This is a genomic window from Streptomyces endocoffeicus (assembly GCF_016741935.1).
In the GTDB taxonomy this organism is placed as follows: Bacteria; Actinomycetota; Actinomycetes; order Streptomycetales; family Streptomycetaceae; genus Streptomyces; species Streptomyces endocoffeicus.
In genome coordinates, this window is sequence record NZ_JAERRG010000001.1 from 1,856,943 (window position 1) to 1,877,983 (window position 21,041).

Genomic DNA, 21,041 nt, shown 5'->3' on the forward strand with positions numbered 1-21,041 from the left:
CGGCCCGCCCCGCTGAGCGCTCCGCGGGAAGTGCCGCGATGCGTCGTCGGCCGACTGCGGCGCCGTCGTGGCTGGTCGCGCAGTTCCCCGCGCCCCTTCGGGGCGCTGCCCGAACCGTAGCGGACTTCCTCCGACCTGCTCAGTGTGCGGCGGTCGCGCGGTGCCGTACGGCCGAGCCCTGGCGGCCCTTGACGACCTCCAGCTGGGCGGGGACCCGCCGGCGCAGATCGGCGACATGGCTGACGATGCCGACCGTACGGTCGCGTTCGCGCAGCGAGTCCAGCACGTCCATCACCTCGTCCAGGGTCTGCTCGTCGAGGCTGCCGAACCCCTCGTCGATGAAGAGGGTGTCCAGGCGGACCCCGCCCGCCTCGTCGGTGACCACATCGGCCAGGCCCAGGGCGAGGGCCAGCGAGGCGGAGAAGGTCTCGCCGCCGGAGAGGGTGGCGGTGTCGCGTTCGCTGCCCGTCCAGGCGTCGACGACATGCAGTCCGAGACCGGAGCGGCCGCGCCCGCCGGAACGGGAGTCGGAGTGCACCAGGGTGTAGCGCCCCGAGGACATGTGGCGCAGCCGTACGCTCGCCGCCGCCGCGACCTGCTCCAGCCGGGCCGCCAGCACATACGCCTCCAGCCGCATCCTGCGCTCGTTGTCCGCGGAGGTGCCCGCCGCGAGCGAGGCGAGACGGGCGATCCGGTCGTGCTCCGCGCGCAGCGGGGCGAGCCGGCGGGCGTCGGCGACCGCCTGCGCGGACAGCGCGTCGAGCTCCTCGCAGCGGGTGCGGGCCGCGGCGTCCCCGGCCGAGACCTCGCGCAGCGCGCGGGTGGCCGCGTCGGCCGCCGTCCGCGCCGCCGCGGGGTCGGCGGGCGGCGCCTGCGCCGCCGCGAGCACCCTCGGGTCGGACAGCTCGGCCGCGACCGCCGCCGACTCCGACTGCCAGGCGTCGAGACGGCGGCGCGCCTCGCGCTGCCGGTCCGGGTGCAGCACGGCCTCGGCGGCCTGCTCCGGGGTCTCGAACCCGGCCCGGTAGGCGGCGTCGGCGAGCCGGGCGTCGGCCTCCTTCAGCCGGTTCGCGGCCGTCTCGGCGGCCCGCGCCGCCTCGGCGGCGTGGGCCAGCAGCCCCGCCTGCCGCTCGAGCCGCGCCGCGCGTCGCGCGACGGTGGCGTCCGCGCCGCGCGCCTGCTCCAGCTCGGCCAGCAGCGCGGCCCGCTCCCGGGCCAGGGCCTCGCGGTGCGAGGTGCGGGCGGCCGCCCGCCGCTCGGCCTCCTGACGCTGTTCCGTACGGCGGGTGTGCTCGCCCTCGGCCCGGTCCAGTGCCTCGCGGGCGGCGTGCGCGTCGGCCGCCGCGTTCCGGGCCTCGGCGTACGCGGTGCGCAACTCGGCCAGGGCCCGGTCGAGTTCGGCCGCGTCCTCGCCCTCCGCCGTGGCCTCGGCGCCCGCGCGGGCCTCCCGCAGCGCGTTCCGCGCCCGCTCGGCCTCCTCGCGGACCTCCTCGGCGCGCTGGTAGTCCGCCAGCGCGGCCTCCTCCGCCGTACGGTCCACATGCCCGGCCCCGGGCCGGGCCGGGTTCGGATGCTCGGTCGCCCCGCACACCGCGCAGGGCTCTCCGGCGCGCAGCCCGGCCGCGAGCTCGGCGGCGATGCCGCGCAGCCGGGCCTCTTTGAGGTCGAGCCAGTGCTGCCGCGCGGCGGCGGCCCCTTCCCGCGCCCGCAACAGCTCCTCCCGCGCCTGCCCCTCCTGCCCGGCGAGCCGGTCCCGCCGCCGGGCGGCCTCCAGCCGCCGCTCGGCGGGCTCGATCCGCCCGCCGAGCTGCTCGGCCCGGGCGACGGCCTCCTGCGCCGCCTCGACCCGCCGCTGATGCGCCCGGTGGGCCTCCTCCCACCCGGCGAGCCACTCGGCGGCCTCCTCGAGCGCCTCGTCGTCGGCGCGAGCCTCCCGCTCGAGCGCGGCGATCTCACGGACGACGGCCTCCGCCCGGACCTCCCCCCGCCGTGCGGCCCCCAACGCCCCCAATTCCTCCCGCACCCGGCGCTCGACCTGTCCCAGCCACTCGGCATCGGCTTCGGCGAGCACCGCCGAGGTGTCAACGCCCTGCGCCCCGGCCCGCCGGTCCCACTCGCCGTACGCACCGCCCGGGCCCGGAGCCGCCCCGCCACGACTCGCCTCGGGCGCAACCCGCCCCGCCGCGTCGGTGTGCGACGCGCGCTCGCCCCAGGACGTCGGCCCTGACGTCCGCAACGACGCACCCCGCGCCTCCGTGACGGCGATCTCGCCGCCGGACGGCCCCGCCTGGGGCATACCGCGCCCCCGCGCACCGGGCTCCCCCGAGCCCGGCCCCTGCGACGGCATGCCCGGGGATCCCCCCGCCGCCGGCGGTGCCTGCTCCGGCCTGCCTCCGGAGGCACCGTCGCCGCCTGCTGCCGCCCCCGCCTGCGCGGCGGTGCCCTCCGCCCAGCCGAGCGGGCCCAAGCCCAGCGCGCCCGTTCCGGTACGCCCGTCCTTGAGCGACCGCGCACTGGCGGGACCCGGCGGCTCTGAGTCGCCCGCCTCAGCAGCTGACGTACGGTCCGGTATATCGTCCGCGGCGCTTCCCGCGCCCGCTTCCGGAGCGGTCCGTCCGTGCTCGCCACGCCCGACTGCCGTACCCATAGCGGCGGCGGCCCCCGCGGACGCGGTGGCCTCTTCCGGGGAAGCGGGGATCTGCGAGGGCAGGGAGGTGGCAGGCGACGTGGCCCAGCCAGGAGCGGTGCGCTGGTCGGGGATGTCCGGGATCGGCGCGAGGGTCATGGCCGCCAGGCCGGGTTCGGCGGACAGGCGGGCGCGGGCCTGGTGTTCGGTGGATTCGGCGGTGTGGTGGTCGTGGGCGGCGGCGGTGCGGAGGTCGAGTGCGGGGACCACCGCGTCGGCGGCGCGGGCGCGTTCCAGCAGCTCGCGCAGACGGTCGTGGTCGGGTCGCTGCCGTTCGAGGTCGTCCGCCCGGCGGCGGGCCTCGGCGTGGCGGCGCTGGAGCTCGGCCCGTTCGCGGGTCGCGTCGGCGGTCCGCCGGGCGGGGTCATGGGCCGCCTCGGCGGCTCGTACGGCGGACAGCGCGATGTCCTGCCGCTCGCGCGCGCCCGCGCGCGCGACGGCGGCCCACTCCAGGACGGCGTCGGCCAGCCCCGGCTCACCGGGGGTCAGCTCGGGCAGCGGATGACCGTCCGGCTCCGTGGTGCGGCCCGCCGCCTGCGCCATGCGGTGGGCGAGCGCGAGCAGCCGCTCGTCCCCGGCCGCGACCCGCTTCTCCGCCGCCCGCCGCTGCTCCGCCAGCCGCTCCTCGACGGCGGCGAAGCGGCCGGTGTCGAACAGCTTGCCCAGCAGCTTGCCGCGCGCCAGCTCGTCCGCGCGCAGAAAGCGGGCGAAGTCGCCCTGCGGCAACAGCACCACCTGGCAGAACTGCTCCCGGCTCATGCCGAGCAGCTGCGCGATCTCCTCGCCGATCTCCTGGTGCGAGCGGCTGAGGGCCTTCCACTTCCCCGCCTCCGCGCTGGTCGAGGATGTCGGCGAGGCGTACTCGCGGAACAGGGTCTGCGCCTTCTCCCGCGTCATCCCCGTGCCCCGCTTCTTGGGGCGCGGCTGCTCGGGGCGCCGGGTGATCTCCAGGCGCCGCTCCCCGACAGTGAATTCGAGAACGACCTCGGTCGGGGTCAGCGGCTCGGCGTGGTCGCTGCGCAGCGAGAGCCCGCTGCCCTGGCGGGCGCCGGGCACCTGGCCGTACAGCGCGTAGCAGACCGCGTCCAGGACGGACGTCTTACCGGCGCCGGTCGGCCCGTGCAGCAGGAAGAGCCCGGCCGCGGACAGCTCATCGAAGTCGATCTCCTGGGTGGCGCCGAACGGCCCGAAGGCCGTGACGGCGAGCCGGTGCAGCCTCATCGTGCCGCCTCCCCCGCGGTCGCCCCCGCGGTCACCCCCGCGGTCACGGCACCCGCCGTCGTCGCGCCCGCGCCGTTCTCCTCGCCGGGCACGACGCCCTCGTGCGCCTCGCTCCTCACCGTCTCCAGGGCGTCGCCGAGCAGCGCGCGCTCCGCCTCGTCCGGGCCGCGGCCGCCCCGCACATGGGCCACGAAGTCCTCCGCGATCTGCCGGTCCGAGCGGCCGCGCAGCCGCTGTGCGTACGAGGCGAGCGGATCCTCGGGGGGCCGCTCGGGGTCGAAGACCAGCGTGAGCACATGGGGGAAGCGCCGCGCCAGCCGGGCCATCGGCTCATGCGGCCGCACCGCGTCGGTCAGCGTGGCCTCGATCCACGCCTCCTCGTGGCGGTCGAGGTCCGGATCGGCGAGCAACTCCTCGATCCGGCCACGGATCCGGGCCAGCGGCCGGGGCACCGGGCACTCCACCCGTTCGCACGACGGCGCCTCGCCCGCCGCCCCCAGCTCCACCACCCACATGGACTTGCGGTGCGCCGTCTCGGAGAAGGAGTACGCGAGCGGGGAGCCCGAGTAGCGGACGCGTTCGGTGATGGTCTGACAGCCGTGCAGATGGCCGAGTGCCGCGTAGTCGACGCCGTCGAAGACCTCGGCGGGTACGGAGGCGACGCCGCCGACCGTGATGTCCCGCTCGCTGTCGCTGACCGCGCCACCGGTGACGAAGGCGTGCGCGAGGACGACGGACCGGGTGCCGGACGGCCGGGTGGCGAGGTCGGCGCGCACCCGGTCCATGGCGGCGCCCAGCACCGCCGTATGACCGGCCGCCGAGGCGCCCAACTCCTCCCGCACCAGACCCGGTTCGAGATACGGCAGACCGTAGAAGGCCACCTCGCCGCAGTCGTCGGAGAGGACGACGGGCGTGGCGCAGCCGGCGGGGTCAGTGCGCAGATGGATCCCGGCCCGGTCGATCAGCCCGGCGCCGACGCCGAGACGGCGGGCCGAGTCATGGTTGCCGGAGATCATGACCGTCGGCACCCCGAGGTCCGCGAGCCGGTGCAGGGCGTCGTCGAAGAGCTCTACGGCGGCGAGCGGCGGCACGGCGCGGTCGTAGATGTCGCCCGCGACGACCACCGCGTCGATGCGCCGCTCGCGCACGGTGGTGACGAGGTGGTCGATGAACTCCCGCTGCGCGGCAAGGAGGCTGACCCGGTGAAAGGACCGTCCGAGGTGCCAGTCGGAGGTGTGCAGAATTCTCACAAGCGGTCTCCGACCTGCACTTCTGTCCTTCCTCCCACCCCAGTGGCCTGCATCACACCCGCGGCGTGTACGCGGTGCGGGCACCGACCACGTTAGCCGCGGTCGGTGCCCGGTCTCTCACGGACCTCGATTTTCCCGCCCGTGTCGCGGCCCGTTCCCCGGTTTTCCGCCCGTGGCTAGCCGTGGTGGTCCCTCCACCGGGCGTCCTCGGAGTCCTGGAGACCTTCGAAGGGGCGGGTGTCGAGGTAGTACCACTCCGCGGACGGGCCCGGCTGTGACGGGCCGTAGAACGCGTCGTACAGCGCACCGGACGACGACCGCTCATGCGGCTGCGGCGGCGGCCACGACGGGGACACGGGTGAGGACACGGGCGAGGACACGGGCCCCGGCGGGGATTCGGGCGAGGACCTGGGCCTGGGCCTTCGCCTCGGCTTCGGCCCCGGCCTCGGCCCCGATCCCGATCCCGGCCCCGATCCCGGCCCCGATCCCGGCCCCGGTAGGTCGGGCAGCAGCAATTCCACCCGTACGGTGCCCGACGCCCGCTTCTGCGCCACGAACTCCTCGATCTGGCTGCGGCAGGCGTGGTCCAGATGGGTCACCCCCATCAGGTCCAGCCGGATCCGCGGCGTCCCCGCCGACCCCACCGCCTCCAGCGCGTCGATCACCTTGGGCAGCCGCAGAAACGTGGCGTTGCCGGTCATGACCAGTTTGGCGGTGTCGCCCTCGACCCGGTGCTCGATGGAGGTCCGCGACATCCGCAGCGCCGCCAGGACGATCCCGGCCGCGAGCCCGACCAGCACCCCCTCCAGCAGCGCGGTGGCGACGATGGTGCCCGTGGTGACGGCCATCACGACGAACTCACCGCGGTCCTGGCGCCACATCTTCGGGAACTGCTCGGGGGCGAGCAGCTTCCAGCCGCTGTGCACCAGCACACCCGCCAGCACCGAGATCGGGATCAGGGCGAGAACGCTCGGCAGCAGCAGCGCGAAGGCCAGCAGCCACAGGCCGTGCAGGGTGCGGGAGAGCCGGGTCTTGGCCCCGGCCTGCACATTGGCCGAGCTACGGGCGACGACGGCGGTCATGGGCAGCGCGCCGAGGACGCCGCAGACGGTGTTGCCCGCGCCCTGGGCGATCAGCTCGGTGTTGTAGCGGGTGCGCGGACCGTCGTGCATCCGGTCCACCGCGGCGGCCGTGAACAGGCTCTCCGCAGAGGCGATGACGGTGAAGGTGAGGACGGCGGTGAGCACCGCGGGATCGGCGAGCCCCGCGAACTGCTCCGGCCCGGGAACCTGGACGGCCGCCAGCAGATCGCCGACCTGAAGGGTCTTCACCTCCACACCGGGCAGCGCGGCGATCACGACGCCGATGGCCACGGCGACCAGCGCGGCGGGGATCCTGCCGACCGGCCCCGGCACCTTCTTCCAGACGAAGCTGAGGACGACCGTGGCGATGCCGAGCAGCGCGGCGATCGCCGTCTGCGCGTTCGTGAAGGTGCCGAGGACATGCGCGGGAAAGCCCAGGATGTTCTCGATGGCCGTACCGGGGGCCGTGGCATCGGCCAGCGGATACGACTGGCTGAACATCAGCGGCAGCCCGATCCCGGCGAGCATGCCCTGGACGACGGCGATGGAGATGGCCTGGAACATACGGCCCAGCCGGATCATCCCCAGGCCGATCTGGAGCAGCCCGGACATCAGCACGATCACCCCGAGCATGGCGATGCCATGGGCCTCGACGGTCTCCGCGACAAGTGCGGTGAGCCCGGCGGCGGGCCCGCTGACCTGGAGGGCGCTGCCCCGGGTCATACCGACCACCAGCCCGCCGACGACACCGGTGATGATGCCGAGTTCGGCCGGGGTGCCGGAGGCGACGGCGACACCGATGCACAGGGGCAGGGCCACGAGGAAGACGACCAGGGAGGCGGTGATCTCGGTGCCGAGATCGACACCCTGGACGGTCCCGCCGGCCTTTCCCCCAACCTTGCCCTTTCCCTCGCCCTTGGCCTTGCCCTTGCCCTTGCCCTTGCCTTCGGCGGTGGCCCCCGCCCCGCCGTCGGCCTTATGGAAGCCAGGAGCCTCGGCCGTTTCTCTTACGGTTCCGGCGGCGGGCGCATATGCGGGCATCGGTTGCGTCGACCGGGCGTCGCGCGCCCCTTCCGGCGGGAACACCTCGTCGATGTCGTACGACGGCGATGGAACCGGCTGAATCCGGCCACGGGCATGTCGTCCGCTCGTCATGAGTACGCCCGGACGTCACCGTCGTTATCGAGATCGAGTTCCTTGCCCGCGGTGCGCGGCTGGAATTCGGGAAATTGCCCGTTGGCCAGTTTCCGGTATTCGCACGGAGTCCTCATCATGCCTCCCTGACGGGTGGTTGGACCAGATGCGAATCACCGTAGGGAGGGCCGTACCAGGCGAAGGCTAAACGAACACTAGAGCATGACAAGTTCTTCTCCAATATTCGGTTCCGCGCTCGCAACATTACAAAAACCAGGAAGCCATTCCGGTATTGCGGTACACAGGTCCCCATGACCGTACGAGCGCTACTCATCGAGGATGACGAGACGATCGCCGAGCCCCTCGTAGAGGGACTGGGGCGGTATGGACTGATGGTGGGTCATGTCAGCACGGGGGCAGCCGGGCTGGAGGGGCCGTACGGGGACATCGTTCTGCTCGACCTGGGACTGCCGGACATGGACGGCATCGACGTCTGCCGCGGCATCCGGCGGGTGTCCGATGTGCCGATCATCATGCTCACCGCGCGGGGCGAGGAGGCCGACCGGGTCCTGGGGCTGGAGCTGGGCGCGGACGACTACTTGGCGAAGCCGTTCAGCATGCGGGAGCTGATCGCCCGGATCCGCGCGGTGACAAGGCGTTCCCAACGCACCGCCACCGCCACCGCCACCGCCGCGGGGCCCACCGCGACGGCCGCCCCCGCCTCCCCCGCTCCGGCCCCCGCCGTCACCCCGCCGGCCGCCGCCCAGCCGCCGCCCCGGGAGCAGGAGCCACTGGTCGTGGACCGCCGGACGCGTCAGGTGTGGGTGGGCGGCGCACCCGTCAGTCTCACCCCCAAGGAGTTCGAGCTGCTGGCCCTGCTCACCGAGGACCCCGGCGCCGTGTACTCGCGCCAGCAGATCCTCGACCGCGTCTGGGACCCCCACTTCCACGGGCCGACCAAGACCCTGGACGTGCACGTCGCCACCCTGCGCCGCAAGCTGGGCGACCCGGCCTGGATCCAGACCCTGCGCGGGGTCGGCTTCCGTCTGGCCGTCCACTCGGGCGTCCCGGCGGGAGTCCCGGCGGGGACCCCTTCGGGGGTTCCGGAGGCCGTCCGGCCGTGACCCGACGTCTGCTGCTCGGATATCTGAGCCTCGCCGTGCTGACCCTGCTGAGCCTGGGCATACCGCTCGGCTATGTCTACGGCAGAGCCGAGCGGGAGCAGGTCATCTCCTCGGCGGAGGACGAGGCCGAGTCGGTGTCCGCGTTCGCCTCGCTGTCCATCATGGCGGGCCGGGAGCAGCGCGAGCTGCCGAACCGGGCGCGGCACTGCGCCGAGCGCATCCGGGGCAGGGTGGTCATCGTCGGCGACGACGGCCGGCTGCTGGCGACCTCGCATCCGCTGTCCGCCACGGAGTCGCGGAACCTGGTGTCGCGCCCCGAGATCGCCGCCGCGCTGCGCGGCCGGGACGCGATCGACGTCCGGACCTCCACCATCGGCGGCGTCCGCTATCTCTCGGTCGCCGCACCCGTGGTCCACGGCGACGAGCTGCAGGGCGCGGTGCGCCTCACCGTGCCGACCGACGCGGTGGAGGCCCGGGTCCACCGGATCTGGTTGCTGCTGGCCGTGGGCGGCCTCGCGATCCTCACGGCCGTCGCCGCCGTGGGGCTGGTCTTCGCCCGCTGGGCCAGCCGCCCCATCCTGGAGCTGGAGCGGTTCGCGCACCGGCTGGCCGACGGCCGGTTCACCACACCCGCGCCCGTGACCTCCGGCCCGCCCGAGGTGCGCAGCCTCGCCGCCACCTTCAATCAGACCGCCGCCCGGCTGGAGCATCTGCTGGCCTCCCAGCGCGCCTTCGCCGCCGAGGCGTCCCACCAGCTCAAGACGCCGCTGGCGGCGCTGCGGCTGCGGCTGGACAATCTGGAGGCGGAGCTGACGGGGCACGCCCGGGACGGTCTCAGCGCCGCGATGACCGAGACCGACCGGCTGGCCCGGATGGTCGAGGGGCTGCTGGCGATGGCGCGGCTGGAGGAGAGCGCCGTCACCCCCGAACCGGTCGACCTGGACCAGGTGTGCGCCGAGCGCCTGCGTACCTGGAGCCCGCTCTTCGATCGGCACAGGGCCCATCTCGCCCTGCTCGGCGACCGGGTCGGCCAGGCGCTCGCGGTGCCCGGGGCCATCGAGCAGATCCTGGACAATCTGCTCTCCAACGCGCTGCGTGCCACGCCCCTGGGCTCCACCGTCACCTTGGTGCTGCGCTGTTCGGCCGCCGACCGCCGCCAGCTCCCGGCCCGGCCCGCCTGGATCGAGCTGCATGTCATCGACGAGGGGCCCGGCATGACCGCCGATCAGCGGCGTCGCGCCTTCGACCGCTTCTGGCGCGCCCCCGACGCCCCGAAGGGCGGCACCGGTCTGGGTCTGTCGCTGGTGCAGCGGCTCGCCCATGCGAGCGGTGGGGAGGCCACCTTGGCGCGGGCGCCCGGAGGCGGCCTCGACGCCGCGATCCGGCTGCGGCCCGCGCCCCGGGCGTCCCAGGGCCGCCCGTCCCAGGGGCGCCCGTCCAGAATCGGCCTGCCCCGGAGAGTCCGGAGCGACCGGAGCACACCGGAGTCCACTCCGTCCCCGCCCTCGGTGCGCTCACCGGCGTAGGTCCAGGCCGCCGGTGCGCTCACCGGCGTAAGTCCAGGCGGTCCTCAAGCCCGGACCGTCCTTGAGCCCAGACCGTCCTTGAGCCCAAGCCGTCCTTGAGCCCAAGCCGTCCTTGAGCCCAAGCCGTCCTTGAGCCCAAGCCGTCCTTACGCGTCCTGGTACACCTCGCCGCCGAGCTCCAGCGCGGCGGTGCCCGCGGTGGTGTCCGCCAGCCAGTCGCGGAAGGCGTCCACATCCGCGTCGGGCAGCCCGAGTTCGATCGTCACGGCCTCGGCGTAGCGCACCTCCCGGACCGCCCGGCCCGTCGCCCGCAGATCGTTCTCCAGCTTTCCGGCCCGCTGGTGGTCCACGGTGACGGTCACCAGCCGGAACCGCTGCCGGGTGACGGTGCCCAGCGTGTCGAGCGCCTCGCCGACCGCGCCGCCGTAGGCCCGGATCAGACCGCCCGCGCCGAGCTTCACGCCCCCGTAGTAGCGGGTGACGACGGCCACCGCGTACCGGATCTCGCGGCGCAGCAGCATCTGCAGCATCGGCACCCCGGCCGTACCGCCCGGCTCCCCGTCGTCACTCGCCTTCTGCACACCGCCGTCCGCGCCGATGACATAGGCGAAGCAGTTGTGGCTGGCGGTGGGGTGCTCCTTCCTGACCCGCTGGATGACGTCCTGCGCCTCCTGCTCGGTCGCGGCGGGCGCGAGCGTGCAGAGGAAGCGCGATCTGTTGATCTCGGTCTCGTGCACGCCCTCGCGCGCGACCGTCCGGTACCGCTCCTGCATCAGGCCACCTTATGTCCCGGCCCTGGCGCGGTGGTCAGGCCTGTAGGGGCGGCGGTGTCCGGGTCAGCGGCCCAGGGCCTTGGCCAGCTGGTCCTTGGTCATGTTTGAGCGGCCCTCGATGCCGCGCTGCTTGGCCTCGTTGTACAGCTGGTCGCGCGTCGGGCCCTTGGGACCCGTCCGGCTGCCCGAGCGCTGGCCGCCACGCTGCGGCGCGGACTTCGGGTCCTGGGTCGAGGTCCTGCTCGCGGACCTGGACTCGCCCGCGCGGGCGCGCTCCTTGTTGACCGTACGGGCGGCCATTTCCTTCGCCCGGCCGGTGGACGCACCGCGCTGCTCGGCGCTTTCCTTGATGTGCTCGTACTGCCGCTCACGCTTACGGCTGGATCCTGCGGGCATGGTGTCTTCCTCTCCTTCCGCCCCCTCGGTCGGTGGCGGCCGACAGCTGATGATCGTGTTGATCGCCGACCGCATGAGTCGGGTTCCCTCCGTTCCCTCCCCCATAACCAGCATGCGTCTCCTGGGCGTCGGCCGAATGCCGTGCGGTGTGCGCGATGCGCGGGATTGGTCTTTCGGCAGTGTCCGCCGGTCCCCCGGCTTCGTAAGGTCACCTCTGCGAGTCGGCTGATCACGCGGGTGGGGGACATGACGACACAGACACACACGACCCGATCCGGCGCCCGCCCGTGGGCGTCCTGGGCCGGCCACCTGCCGCCGGCGGCCACCATCGCCGCCGCCGGGTTGAGCGTGGTCAGCCTGTGGTGGGTGGTGCCCACGGCGCTGTGCGCGTTCGCGGCGGGGTGGCGGCCCCTTGCGGACGTGGCAGTTTCACCGCCTCGCTCGCCGCGTAGGCGACCACGGTGCCGATCCCGGTGAGCACGACCCCGGCCACGCGGAAGGCGTCCCCGCGCCGAAAGGCCGACCACCCCGTCCACAGCAGAAGCAGCCCCAGCGCCACCAGCGTGCCCTCGGTGGCCATCTCCAGCAGCGCCCCGGCCCACGAGGGCGCCCCGGCCACCGCGTCGGCCACGGCCCGGTACACCGACGCCGAGGCGCCGCCCGCGACCTCCACCCGATCCGCGTCGCCCAGCCCACCGGGCGACAGCCACATCACCGCTCCCGCCCCGGCGGCACACAGCGCCACCGCGAGCAGCAGTCAACGGCCGAAGCCGTATCGCGTCCTTGCGTCCATGGCCAGTGACCGTAGAAACGGCGACGGCCCGCCACCTCTGGCGAACGGCCAGGTCAGACCCCTGACCATCGTCGGGGTTGACACCCCGGCGTGCCCCGGGGAATCTCCGGGGTGCCCGGCCGGTTCTGCTGCGAAGAGAGCGCATCGCGACCACAGGAGGCAGGCATGTACGGCGACCCGGCGACGGTCCGCAAGATCCTCACCGAGTTGGGCGACACCTGGGCCGTCGTGGGCCTGTCGACGAACCCGGGGCGCGCGGCATACGGCGTCGCCAACGTCCTCCAACGCTTCGGCAAGCGCATCGTGCCCGTACACCCCAAGGCCGAGACGGTGCACGGCGAGCGCGGCTACGGCTCGCTCGCCGAGATCCCCTTCCCGATCGATGTGGTCGATGTCTTCGTCAACAGCGATCTGGCGGGCCCGGTCGCCGACGAGGCCGTCACCATCGGCGCCAAGGCCGTCTGGTTCCAGCTCGGCGTCATCGACCCAGCCGCGTACGACCGCACCCGCGCCGCCGGACTGGCCATGGTCATGGACCGCTGCCCGGCCATCGAGATCCCCCGGCTGGGCTGAGCGCCACCGCCGAACTTTGGCCGCTCCCCCATCACTGTGGCAGCCGTCAGGAATCTGCGCTACGGCCGCCACGGCTGAAGAAGCCCCGCCCGGCGCCACGCGGGGAAGCGCAAGGGCGGGGCCACTGTTGGGAGAACTACGGAACGACGCCCTTACCGCCGCACCTGTTGCACGGGACGGCGTAGAGCGCTCCGCCAGTGCCAACGAACACGGTGGCCGCGAATCGGCGTCGAGGACGCCGAGCCGTGCCCCATCGCCGTCGACGCCCGGCCCAGCATCCGCAGGGGTCATCGGGGAGGGCATCCGGTGACTGGAACATACTTGCGAACTGCACGACCTTGGCTGCGCTGGGATTCACCCATTGTGACAAGGCGACCACCTCCTGACACTGAGAGTACGGACGGTACGGGCGGGCTGTCAGCGCATCCGGTCAGTTCGGGCCTGTGTTGCTGCAATCACCGCTGCACGTGCCCTCACCTCCGGGCTCGCTGTGCTCACAACTGGCCGCGACCGGGATGCTCTCGTCGGTCGGTGCCAGCCACAGCGCGTCGTCGACAGAGAGTCCCGCCTTTGTGATCATTTCCTGCGTCCGCGTCAGCTCGCCCGCGTTGTGACGGGACGGGTCCGGCAGCTCCGGGGCGTGGTGAACGAAGCGCCCCAGCCCATCACAGAGGCTGTGGTACAGCCTCGTGTGCAGAATGAGCGCGTGCCATCCCTCGTCAACGATCCGCGACGGCCGCAGACGGGCCTCGGGGAACCTTGCGCAGGTCGCCGTGAACTTCACCGCCTCGTCGACGATCCGCTCCGCCATACCTTCCGACAGGCGCGGGTTGTTGTTCAAGACGGTCCGGGCAACGCCCAACCGCTGTGGCCGGTCGAGCAACGCAGTAACGTCGGTCATGCGTGTGCCTCTTCTCTGTGAGTGGTGCGCTGCCCTCGCCCTGGTCACTGGCCTCCAAGCACGCGACCGGGGTGAGGCTGTGGGCGGCCCCCACTCCTCCACTCGCCGCACCACGGGCATCGGAGCGGGGGCCACGGCCCGGGACGGAGCCAACCAAGGCAATCCCGGACCGCTTCCTGCCCGCCCTGGCGTTCCAGCACCACGACAGGCAGGGGCTTTATGCAGGAGCCCTGTGAGCACCCCACGTAGCAGCAGGACTCCCGCTGGCGACGTCCGCCGCCGCTCCGCGTCCCCCGTCGGCCGCGCCTGGCTTGATGAGGGACGAGGAACTCATCAGGCGAGGCGTCTTGCGCCCTCCTGGAGCCGCACCAGCCGTCGCTGTCGGTCCTCCGCGACCATGATCACGTCGGACAGAGCAAGCTGAAGCAGCCTGATCGCGGCTTGCGCATCTTCGAGCGATGTCGACGGATCCGCCAGGTACCGCGACGCCGCCTTGATGGCTGCGCGCCGCCGGTCCTCGAACGACGTCGCGGCTTCCTCACAAGACGTCATGACGAACCAGCGTCACGCCCGGTCCCACCTGCTCCCCACTGGCACGGAGTCGACGCAACGTCGCATCTCGGGAGCTGGGCGACACCGAACTCCCGTCGATGGCCACACACGTACCGTCCACGTCGCTGACGAGCCGACGCATCTGGGCGCGGTCCCTCTCGTCGTAGGCGATCCGCTCCCAACTCGCCACGAGGCAGACGGTGTTGAACCCCTGCCCCTCATGCTTCATGGCAGCGACCATGCCGATCCAGAACGGCCGACGCTCGGCCACGGCAGCGTCTCCGCGGTCAACCCATTGGCCGGCGACACTCCACCCCAGCCGCGCGGCATATTCCCTGCAGAGGGCGATACGGGCGCCCAACCGGTCCGTCTGGCGCGTCGCCTCGCGGTCGTAAATGAATGCGAGGGTGGTTGATTCCGTTGCGTTGCCTTCCATGCGCATACTGTCGCCCTCCTGACGGGACGTTTGAACGTCCAGGGACGGGACAGCCAGGACAGCTTCGCGCTATGGTCCCAAGTGTCCCAAACATCCGGGGGAGGAACCTTGAACGAAGCCCTTCGAGATGCTATGGCCGAGGCTGAAGTATCCACCAACCGCCTCGCTCGTATGGTGGGAGTGTCCGCCAAGACCGCGGAGCGATGGTTGAAGGACCCCAGCCGGGCTCCACACCCCGATACGAGGTCTGCCGTCGCCAAGGCGTTAGGAGCAGATGAGGGCATGTTGTGGCCAAGGGCAGCCAGGTCGGTTGTCAAGACGGGGGCCAGCCGCGAAATCACCCAAGCCTATCCATACCGCAATGCCTGCCCCAGTGCCGTGTGGGGGCAACTGATCGACGCCGCGTCGCACTCCATCACGTTTGCCGGATACACCAACTACTTCGTATGGCAAGAGCAACCAAGGCTCGTCGATCGTCTGACGGCCAAGGCCGCCGCGGGCTGTAGCGTGCGCTTCCTCGTCGGCGACCCGGAATCTGATGTGACGCGACGCCGGGAGGAGATCGAGGGCGTCCCGCTCACCGTCAGCACACGGATCCGGATTACGCTTGATGCGCTGTCGAAGCTGAAGCACCTTGACGGCGTCGACGCTCGGTTCAGTGACGAGCACATCGCCCTGTCGGTGTTCAGCTTCGATTCCGAAATGCTCGTGACTCCACACTTGTCGAGTCTCCTCGGCCATGAGTCGCCGATGCTGCACCTGCACCGGATGGGCGACGATGGTCTGTACGACCGGTTCGCTGGCCACGTGTCCGCACTCTGGGAGGGCGGGCGACCCGTCTGGGAGTAGCGCCACAACGCGAACAGCCCCCCGTCGGATGGTCCCGACGGGGCTGTTGTAGTGCGAGATCCCCGGCTCGGCTGAGCCGCACCGCCGGGCGTCCCAGCTCGCCCGGGGTCAGGCGTCTGACGGCGCCAGGCGCGCCCGAGCTCAGGCGCCGACGGCGCCCGCCGCGCCCAGGCCCTCCAGGACCACCGCGCCCGGGAGGCCGGCGAGCAGCTTGCCCGGCACGATGAGCTTGCCGCGTCGGCCGCCGCTGCCGATGAGGGCGTACGGGATGTCGGCCACGGCGGCGTCCACCAGGAGCGGCCAGTCGGCGGGCAGCCCGATCGGGGTGATGCCGCCGAATTCCATGCCGCTCTCGCCCGTCGCCGTGTCCATCGGGGCGAACGACGCCTTGCGCGCGCCGAGGTGGCGGCGCACCACGCCGTTGACGTCCGCGCGGGTGTGGGCCAGGACCAGGCAGGCGGCCAGGGTGGTCTCGCCGCCCCGCTTGCCCGCGACCACCACGCAGTTGGCGGACTGTTCCAGCAGCCAGGAGCCGTAGTTCTCGACGAGCACGGCGGTGTCGGCCTTGTCCGGGTCCGTGTCCACGAAGAGCACCCGCTCCACCGGCTCCGAGCCGCGCCAGGTGCGCAGCGCCTCGGCGACGGGAGCGGTCAGCAGGTCCAGGCACTCGACGGCGGGACGGACCTCGTCGAAGGCATCCATCGGCGTACTCATGCCGCCAAACTAGCAGTCGCAGCGGGGCATGAGGGCCGGACCCCGCGGCCTCAGCGGGCGGGCGGTACCGACACCGCCATGGTCATCTCCACCGGCGCCGTCCCGTCGTTGCGGTAGGTGTGCGGGGTGTTCGCCTCGAACGCCACGGAGGTGCCGACCGGGGCGGTGTGGGTCTCACCGCCGATCACCAGGGTGAGCTCGCCGGCCGTCACATGGATCAGCTCGACCGTGCCGGACGGATGCGGATCGGAGCTGCTCCCGTCGCCGGGCATCAGCCGCCATTCCCACATCTCCAGCGGGCCGTCCGCCTCGGTGCCGACGAGCAGCGCGGTGTAGCTGCCCGCCTCGGTGGACCACATCCGCACCGCCTGGTCGGGCGGGACGAAGGTCACCCGGGGCCCGTGCTCGTAGTCGAGCAGTGTGGTGATGCTCACGCCGAGCGCGTCGGCGAGCTTGACGGTGGTGCCCACGCTCGGATTCGTACGGGCCTGCTCAATCTGGATGATCATGCCTCGGCTGACCCCGGCGCGGGCCGCCAGGGCGTCGAGGGTGAAGCCGCGTTCGTTGCGCCACCGTTTGAGGTTGCGGGCGAGCGACTGCGTGAGCTGGTCGAGGTCCGTCACGTTCCGGTCCGTCCATCCGTCCAAGATAGTGAATGGCGTAGTCGAGTGCAGTGAACTACTGTGGGCTGTACTCCCACGTCCACCACACTGTACGGCGAGGTTCCACCATGTCCGCACTCTTCGCGCTTGCCACCAGCCTGCTCTGGGGGCTGGCCGACTTCGGCGGAGGGTTGCTCACCCGGCGCACACCCGCGCTCACCGTGGTCGTCGTCTCCCAGATCATCGCGGTCACCGTCCTCGGCGCCATCGTGGTCGCCACCCGCGGATGGTCCGAGGCGGGCCCGCAGCTGTGGTTCGCCGCGGCGGCCGGTGTGGTCGGCCCGGCCGCGATGCTGTGCTTCTACCGGGCTCTCGCGCTCGGCCCGATGGGTGTCGTCTCCCCGCTCGGCGCACTCGGCGGGGTCATCGTGCCGCTCGGGGTCGCGCTGGTGCTCGGCGAGCGGCCCGGGCTGCTCCAGGTCTCGGGGGTCGTGGTGGCGGTCGCGGGTGTGGTCCTGGCGAGCGGTCCGCAGACCGGCGGGGCGCCCGTCCAGCGGCAGACGCTGCTGCTCACCCTGGTGGCCGCGCTGGGCTTCGGCTCGGTGATGGCGCTGATCGCCGAGGCGTCGAACACGCTGACCGGGCTGTTCCTCGCGCTGTTCGTGCAGCGGGTGTGCAATGTGGCGGTCGGCGGCACCGCGCTGCTGGTCTCCGTACGGCGCGGCAACCCCGGGCTGCCCGAGGGCGGGATGGGCGTGGTGTGGGCGTCGCTGCCCGCGCTCGCCTTCGTGGGCCTCGCCGACGTGGCCGCCAACGGCACGTACAACCTCGCCGCGCACCACGGCCCGGTCACCGTCGCCGCGGTGCTCGCCTCCCTCTACCCCGTGGTGACCGCCCTCGCGGCCCGCGGACTGCTCGGCGAGCGGCTGCGGGTGGTCCAGGCCACGGGCGCCGGGCTCGCCCTGGTGGGCACGCTGCTGCTGGCCACGGGCTGAGCGGAAGCGCGGCCCGGCACTCCCGCACAGGCGGACCGGCCCCGCCCTGCCACGCATAAGCCGAAGCGTCCCAGGAACCCCCTACTCCATGACGCACATGATCGAGAAGCTGTGTGGGGTGCGGGCCGGAGCCCAGGGGGTCGCACAGGCCGCGGTCCGGGCGCGGCGGGGACCGCCGCGCCGAGCGGGCCCCCGACCCGCGGGTCCGGCCGCGCTGGTACGTCCACTTCCGCGTCCCCGATGTCACGGCCGCCGTGGCGGCGGCCCGCGCCGCCGGGGGCACGGTCGCCCTCCCGCCGGACGCCTCCCCCACGGACCGTCAGGCGATCCTGTGCGACCCGGACGGCGGGCTGTTCACCGTCACCGCCGCCTGAGCGGATGGCCCGGCCCGGCACACTGTCGCGGGTACGCCCGGTGCGGCGGCCGAAGGAGGGGATCCGGGCCCCGCGGGCCCTGCCGAAATCCGGGTGAACGGTGGGGTTACCGCTGGGGGCCACGGGGGTACCTGGCCGTCACGCCATCGCAGCGACCCCCGGGGGACCACGGTGGTCAGGCCCTTCCGGTCCAGACCGCGGGCCGGAAGAGCCGCTTCGGCTGACGCGTCGGCTTCGGCTGACGCGTCGGCTCGGGCCGACGCTTCAGTCGTCGATTCCGCCGCTCTCGCAGATCTGCCGGGCGATGTCCCGCAGCTTGACGTTGCGCTCCTGGGACACCCGCCGGATCAGTGCGAAGGCGTCGTCCTCGGTGATCTTCAAGCGTTCCATGAGGATGCCCATGGCCTCGCCGATGGTGTGCCGGGTCTGGAGCGCCTGCTGGAGCTGATCGGCGGTGCGGGCGCTGGAGAAGGCGACCGCGGCATGCGAGGCCAGCAGCCAGCCGGCCGTCTCGCTGGCCTTGGTGAAGGCGGCGGGGTGCCGCGAGTAGAGGTTCAGGGCGCCGAGGTTCTCCTGCTCGGTGTAGAGCAGGAACCCCATCATGCTGCCGATGCCGAGGTGGCGGGCCTCGCCGGCGAAATCCGGCCAGCGCTCCTCGGGCTCGGTGAAGTCCTTGATCCGGTACACCCGCTCGCCGTCCAGCCGGCGGGCGGCGTCGAAGCAGGGCCCCTCGCGGAGCCGCTCCTGCAGCCGGTCCGACCGCACCACCAGCCCTTCGGTGGGGGCGAGGGACTCCACTCGGTTGCCGTGGAGCACCAGGATGCCGGCGGCGTCACAGCCCTCCACGATGTCCACCGCGCACGCGCTGATCCGGTCCAGCGTGGCCTCCACGGACTCCTGCGCCAGCAGGTCCCGCGCCATGGTGGCCATGCGCTCGGCGAAGGCTTCCCAGTCCATGACCACCATCCGATCACATCCGGCTACTCGCCGCTTCTGAGCGCTTCCCGGTACTGCTTCGCCCGGTCCGCGTACACCTGGGCGTTCAGTTTGATGCCTTCGCGCTCCTCATCGGTGAGGGGGCGCTTCACCCTCGCCGGCACCCCCGCGACCAGCGACCCGGGCGGTATCTCCATCCCCTGCGGCACCAGCGCCTGGGCCGCGACCAGCGACCCCGCACCGATCCGGGCGCCGTTGAGGACCGTCGCCCCCATGCCGATCAGAACCTCGTCCTCGACCGTACAGCCGTGTACGACCGCGTTGTGCCCGACCGAGACCCGCGCGCCGATCGAGACCGGGAATCCGGGGTCGACGTGCACCGTGCAGTTGTCCTGGATGTTGCTGTCCGCGCCGAGGACGATGGGGCCGCCGTCCCCCCGCAGCACCGCCTGGTACCAGACGCTCGATCCCGCCGCCAGGACGACATCGCCGATCACCACCGACGTGGGGGCCACAAACGTGTCGGGGTCGATCTGTGGCTCCTTCCCGTCGATGCCGAAGATCAAGGCGCGCACAGTCTCTCCCACCTGGTGGTTCCCTTCGCGTTCCGCGCCCCGGCCGACAGCTCCGGCAGCTCCGGCAGAGCCCCGTACAGCCGGTCCAACAGCCGGTCCAACCGATCCGGTCTAGTCCCCGGCCGGGACCGGCTCCGGCTCGGCGGTCTCGGAATCGGCCGCCGTGACCGCCGCGGCCTTGGACTTCTTTGCGCGCCACTTCATGACCAGCATCGAGCCGAGGCCGAAGGCCAGGGCCAGCACGAGCCCGAGCCAGGAGAAGCGCTTCAGCCAGTCCTCGGCGACCTTGCCCAGGGAGTAGATGACCGCGGTGGTGCCACCGGCCCAGACGATGCCGCCGAGCACATTGGCGATGAGGAACTTCCAGTACGGCATGCGCAGCACGCCCGCGAGCGGCCCCGCGAAGATCCGCAGCAGCGCGATGAACCGGCCGACGAAGACCGCCCACATGCCCCACTTCTGGAAGGAGCGCTCGGCGGTGGCCACGTGCTCGGCGCTGAAGTGCTTGGGGAATTTACGGCCCAGCCAGGCGAGCAGCGGCTGTCCGCCCTTGCGGCCGATGAGATAGCCGATGGAGTCGCCGATCACCGCGCCCGCGACGGCGCACGTCCCCAGGATGTAGGGGTTGATGTGGTCCTGGGAGGCCGCCAGCAGCGTCGCGCTGACGAGGACGATCTCGCCGGGGAGCGGGATTCCCAGGCTCTCCAGGCCGATGACGATACCCACGAGCAGATACACGCTGACCGCGGGCACGGTCTCGAGCCATTCCTCGATATGCAACGCCGGTTCCTCCCCATGTGGCGATCGCTTCCCGGCGTGCGCCGGACAGGACGCGGCGCACGCCGGGAAGCCTACTCAATCGGCGCGCGGTCGCCATCATCCCCAAGTCGTGCTCCCGCTCGCGTCGGCTCCGGCGGAGGGAGGACGGACCAGGGCTGGGGAGGTCGGACTCAGGGCCGGGGAGATCGGATTTCTCAGGGCCGGGGACGACGGGCTCAGAGCCGGGGACGACGGGCTCAGGACTGGGGGCGCAGGGTCCATACGATGGACATTTCGCCCGTAACCGCACCGTCCTCGCGCGTGATCGCGACGTTCACCGGGAATTCGGGCCGCTCCCCCGCGTCCAGCTCGGCGACCACCTCGGCGGCGGGCCGGCCGAGGGTGGCGGTCGCGGTGACGGGCCCCTTGGCGAGCTTCTTGTAGTCGATCTCGGCACGCACCGCCAGCGGTACGGCACGGCCGAGCTGATCGCCGAACGCCGCCAGCACGATGGCGCCACTCGCGGACTCCGCCAGGGTGAACATCGCGCCCGCGTGGGGGCCGCCGACATGGTTGTGGAAGTCGGGCTGGTCGGGCAGGCACAGCACCGCGCGCTCGGGCGACGCCTCGCGGAACTCCAGGTTCAGGGTGCGCACCATGGGCACCGTGGCGGCGAGCATCTCACCGACGGAGGGCAGGGTTTCTGACATGCCCCGGAAGTTACCACCCAGTAGAAAGTCGGGAAAGGGGCAGTTCAAGGGGCAGCCGTAGCAGGTGTCTTCGGCCCCCT

At 72.4% G+C, this 21,041-nt stretch carries 20 protein-coding genes and 1 pseudogene; 6 read left to right on the forward strand and 15 right to left on the reverse strand.

The window, feature by feature from the left end; genetic code table 11:
- Positions 1-139: 139 nt before the first annotated feature.
- The 3 genes from JK364_RS07135 to JK364_RS07145 form a co-directional block, all read right to left on the reverse strand.
- Positions 140-3,907 carry an AAA family ATPase gene (locus tag JK364_RS07135; RefSeq protein WP_201848497.1) on the reverse strand — a complete coding sequence of 1,256 codons (3,768 nt, stop codon included), beginning with the start codon at positions 3,905-3,907 and terminating at the stop codon, positions 140-142.
- Positions 3,904-5,157 carry an exonuclease SbcCD subunit D gene (locus tag JK364_RS07140; RefSeq protein WP_201848499.1) on the reverse strand — a complete coding sequence of 418 codons (1,254 nt, stop codon included), beginning with the start codon at positions 5,155-5,157 and terminating at the stop codon, positions 3,904-3,906. The genes JK364_RS07135 and JK364_RS07140 overlap by 4 nt, the downstream gene beginning before the upstream one ends.
- 176 nt (positions 5,158-5,333) lie before the next feature.
- Positions 5,334-7,280 (reverse strand): SulP family inorganic anion transporter, encoded by a 1,947-nt coding sequence (locus tag JK364_RS07145; RefSeq protein WP_230991345.1) that lies wholly within the window; start codon positions 7,278-7,280, stop codon positions 5,334-5,336.
- A 404-nt stretch (positions 7,281-7,684) separates the two neighbouring features.
- Between JK364_RS07145 and JK364_RS07150 the strand changes: the two genes are divergently transcribed.
- Together JK364_RS07150 and JK364_RS07155 are read left to right on the forward strand one after the other, a co-directional pair.
- Complete coding sequence (locus JK364_RS07150; RefSeq protein WP_201848502.1) at positions 7,685-8,497, forward strand: response regulator transcription factor; 813 nt, start codon at positions 7,685-7,687, stop codon at positions 8,495-8,497.
- Positions 8,494-10,023 (forward strand): sensor histidine kinase, encoded by a 1,530-nt coding sequence (locus JK364_RS07155; protein WP_201848503.1) that lies wholly within the window; start codon positions 8,494-8,496, stop codon positions 10,021-10,023. The genes JK364_RS07150 and JK364_RS07155 overlap by 4 nt, the downstream gene beginning before the upstream one ends.
- Positions 10,024-10,169: 146 nt before the next feature.
- Here the strand turns inward: JK364_RS07155 and JK364_RS07160 are convergent, their stop codons facing one another.
- The 3 genes and pseudogenes from JK364_RS07160 to JK364_RS07170 all read right to left on the reverse strand — a co-directional run.
- The gene (locus JK364_RS07160; RefSeq protein ID WP_201848505.1) at positions 10,170-10,796 is read right to left on the reverse strand and encodes a YigZ family protein; all 627 of its coding nucleotides are present in this window, start codon (positions 10,794-10,796) and stop codon (positions 10,170-10,172) included.
- Between the two features lie 63 nt (positions 10,797-10,859).
- On the reverse strand, positions 10,860-11,192 hold the full coding sequence (locus tag JK364_RS07165) for a plasmid stabilization protein (protein WP_201848507.1): 333 nt from the start codon (positions 11,190-11,192) through the stop codon (positions 10,860-10,862).
- 424 nt (positions 11,193-11,616) lie between these two features.
- A pseudogene (locus JK364_RS07170) lies at positions 11,617-11,949 on the reverse strand (phosphatase PAP2 family protein); the annotation flags it as partial.
- 201 nt (positions 11,950-12,150) lie between these two features.
- Here JK364_RS07170 and JK364_RS07175 point away from each other — a divergent pair.
- Positions 12,151-12,558 (forward strand): CoA-binding protein, encoded by a 408-nt coding sequence (locus JK364_RS07175; RefSeq protein ID WP_201848511.1) that lies wholly within the window; start codon positions 12,151-12,153, stop codon positions 12,556-12,558.
- Positions 12,559-12,988: 430 nt separating this feature from the next.
- On the opposite strand, the gene JK364_RS07180 is transcribed toward JK364_RS07175, so the two are convergent.
- From JK364_RS07180 to JK364_RS07190, 3 genes are all read right to left on the reverse strand, one after another.
- On the reverse strand, positions 12,989-13,459 hold the full coding sequence (locus tag JK364_RS07180; RefSeq protein ID WP_201848513.1) for a glycine-rich domain-containing protein: 471 nt from the start codon (positions 13,457-13,459) through the stop codon (positions 12,989-12,991).
- 333 nt (positions 13,460-13,792) lie between these two features.
- Complete coding sequence (locus tag JK364_RS07185; RefSeq protein WP_201848515.1) at positions 13,793-14,011, reverse strand: hypothetical protein; 219 nt, start codon at positions 14,009-14,011, stop codon at positions 13,793-13,795.
- The gene (locus JK364_RS07190; protein WP_201848517.1) at positions 13,998-14,447 is read right to left on the reverse strand and encodes a recombinase family protein; all 450 of its coding nucleotides are present in this window, start codon (positions 14,445-14,447) and stop codon (positions 13,998-14,000) included. Before JK364_RS07190 ends, JK364_RS07185 begins: the two co-directional genes overlap by 14 nt.
- A 171-nt stretch (positions 14,448-14,618) precedes the next feature.
- Here JK364_RS07190 and JK364_RS07195 point away from each other — a divergent pair, with 171 nt between their 5' ends.
- Positions 14,619-15,296: a hypothetical protein gene (locus tag JK364_RS07195; RefSeq protein ID WP_307841188.1), complete on the forward strand. Its 678-nt coding sequence runs from the start codon at positions 14,619-14,621 to the stop codon at positions 15,294-15,296.
- Between the two features lie 141 nt (positions 15,297-15,437).
- On the opposite strand, the gene JK364_RS07200 is transcribed toward JK364_RS07195, so the two are convergent.
- A complete protein-coding gene (locus JK364_RS07200) occupies positions 15,438-16,010 on the reverse strand; it encodes a YbaK/EbsC family protein (RefSeq protein WP_201848519.1) in 573 nt (190 codons plus the stop codon).
- A gap of 50 nt (positions 16,011-16,060) precedes the next feature.
- Positions 16,061-16,633 (reverse strand): helix-turn-helix domain-containing protein, encoded by a 573-nt coding sequence (locus JK364_RS07205; RefSeq protein ID WP_201848521.1) that lies wholly within the window; start codon positions 16,631-16,633, stop codon positions 16,061-16,063.
- A 107-nt stretch (positions 16,634-16,740) separates the two neighbouring features.
- On the opposite strand from JK364_RS07205, the gene JK364_RS07210 reads away from it, so the two are divergent.
- A complete protein-coding gene (locus JK364_RS07210) occupies positions 16,741-17,607 on the forward strand; it encodes a DMT family transporter (RefSeq protein ID WP_201848523.1) in 867 nt (288 codons plus the stop codon).
- A 113-nt stretch (positions 17,608-17,720) separates the two neighbouring features.
- Positions 17,721-17,981, forward strand: a complete 261-nt coding sequence (locus tag JK364_RS07215; protein WP_307841174.1) for a VOC family protein — start codon at positions 17,721-17,723, stop codon at positions 17,979-17,981.
- 264 nt (positions 17,982-18,245) lie between these two features.
- Here JK364_RS07215 and JK364_RS07220 read toward each other — a convergent pair whose 3' ends face one another.
- The 4 genes from JK364_RS07220 to JK364_RS07235 form a co-directional block, all read right to left on the reverse strand.
- Positions 18,246-18,938, reverse strand: coding sequence for a GAF and ANTAR domain-containing protein (locus tag JK364_RS07220; protein ID WP_201848525.1), 693 nt, complete (start codon positions 18,936-18,938; stop codon positions 18,246-18,248).
- Positions 18,939-18,961: 23 nt separating this feature from the next.
- A complete protein-coding gene (locus JK364_RS07225) occupies positions 18,962-19,504 on the reverse strand; it encodes a gamma carbonic anhydrase family protein (protein WP_201848527.1) in 543 nt (180 codons plus the stop codon).
- 99 nt (positions 19,505-19,603) lie between these two features.
- Positions 19,604-20,272 (reverse strand): DedA family protein, encoded by a 669-nt coding sequence (locus tag JK364_RS07230; protein ID WP_201848529.1) that lies wholly within the window; start codon positions 20,270-20,272, stop codon positions 19,604-19,606.
- A gap of 236 nt (positions 20,273-20,508) precedes the next feature.
- Positions 20,509-20,961, reverse strand: a complete 453-nt coding sequence (locus tag JK364_RS07235; protein ID WP_086886338.1) for a DUF4442 domain-containing protein — start codon at positions 20,959-20,961, stop codon at positions 20,509-20,511.
- Between the last annotated feature and the right edge of the window lie 80 nt (positions 20,962-21,041).

Coding starts and splice junctions, on each gene's coding strand:
- JK364_RS07220 (WP_201848525.1), bottom strand. CDS start 18,938: ATGGACTGGGAAGCCTTCGCCGAGCGCATGGCCACCATGGCGCGGGAC.
- JK364_RS07190 (WP_201848517.1), bottom strand. CDS start 14,447: ATGGAAGGCAACGCAACGGAATCAACCACCCTCGCATTCATTTACGAC.
- JK364_RS07145 (WP_230991345.1), bottom strand. CDS start 7,280: ATGCCCGCATATGCGCCCGCCGCCGGAACCGTAAGAGAAACGGCCGAG.
- JK364_RS07160 (WP_201848505.1), bottom strand. CDS start 10,796: ATGCAGGAGCGGTACCGGACGGTCGCGCGCGAGGGCGTGCACGAGACC.
- JK364_RS07185 (WP_201848515.1), bottom strand. CDS start 14,011: ATGACGTCTTGTGAGGAAGCCGCGACGTCGTTCGAGGACCGGCGGCGC.
- JK364_RS07235 (WP_086886338.1), bottom strand. CDS start 20,961: ATGTCAGAAACCCTGCCCTCCGTCGGTGAGATGCTCGCCGCCACGGTG.
- JK364_RS07175 (WP_201848511.1), top strand. CDS start 12,151: ATGTACGGCGACCCGGCGACGGTCCGCAAGATCCTCACCGAGTTGGGC.
- JK364_RS07135 (WP_201848497.1), bottom strand. CDS start 3,907: ATGAGGCTGCACCGGCTCGCCGTCACGGCCTTCGGGCCGTTCGGCGCC.
- JK364_RS07150 (WP_201848502.1), top strand. CDS start 7,685: ATGACCGTACGAGCGCTACTCATCGAGGATGACGAGACGATCGCCGAG.
- JK364_RS07200 (WP_201848519.1), bottom strand. CDS start 16,010: ATGAGTACGCCGATGGATGCCTTCGACGAGGTCCGTCCCGCCGTCGAG.
- JK364_RS07180 (WP_201848513.1), bottom strand. CDS start 13,459: ATGACCGACGTTACTGCGTTGCTCGACCGGCCACAGCGGTTGGGCGTT.
- JK364_RS07165 (WP_201848507.1), bottom strand. CDS start 11,192: ATGCCCGCAGGATCCAGCCGTAAGCGTGAGCGGCAGTACGAGCACATC.
- JK364_RS07210 (WP_201848523.1), top strand. CDS start 16,741: ATGTCCGCACTCTTCGCGCTTGCCACCAGCCTGCTCTGGGGGCTGGCC.
- JK364_RS07195 (WP_307841188.1), top strand. CDS start 14,619: ATGGTGGGAGTGTCCGCCAAGACCGCGGAGCGATGGTTGAAGGACCCC.